Origin of the sequence: Collinsella sp. HCP3S3_D1, from assembly GCF_052064015.1 — a bacterium.
GTDB lineage: Bacteria > Actinomycetota > Coriobacteriia > Coriobacteriales > Coriobacteriaceae > Collinsella.
This window is the reverse complement of the sequence record NZ_JBQHWK010000054.1, coordinates 1-390: the sequence shown is the minus strand read 5'-3', so window position 1 is coordinate 390 and position 390 is coordinate 1. Positions and strand designations below refer to the sequence as shown.

The window sequence follows — 390 nt, the reverse complement described above, 5'->3', positions numbered from 1 at the left end:
GTTCAGCGTTACTCGCGCTGCGCGGGCGGTTTGAAGGTTTGAAGGTTTGTAAGTAGTTGGGGATGGGTTTGCCGAAGGGTTTCGGCAATGATTCGCTGAACGGTTTCGGGAATGGTTTCCTGAACGGTTCGGGGAATGGTTTCGGGAATGGTTTTGTGGTCATGGCGTGATCCCGATCTGCTCGGACATGTGTGGCAACAGGTCAGCGATGACGTCCCAACTGGAGGCGAGCGCGTCACCCTCCTCGCTCCAGATGCGTGCCAACTCGGCGGTGTTCTTGTCACGGATAGCGGTCGAGGCGATGCTGTCGAGGGCGCGGCAGAATGCTTTCGTCTCGTTTGGTTTCGTCAACACCTTGTCGTGCCTCAGGAATGAGCGCACGAGGTTTTC

Annotated in this window: 1 protein-coding gene; it reads right to left on the bottom strand. The window is 56.9% G+C overall.

What is annotated here, in order from left to right; translation table 11 throughout:
• Positions 1-159: 159 nt before the first annotated feature.
• A partial coding sequence (locus ACTNDJ_RS08990) for a hypothetical protein (protein ID WP_441083580.1) occupies positions 160-390 on the bottom strand: 231 nt, incomplete at its 5' end.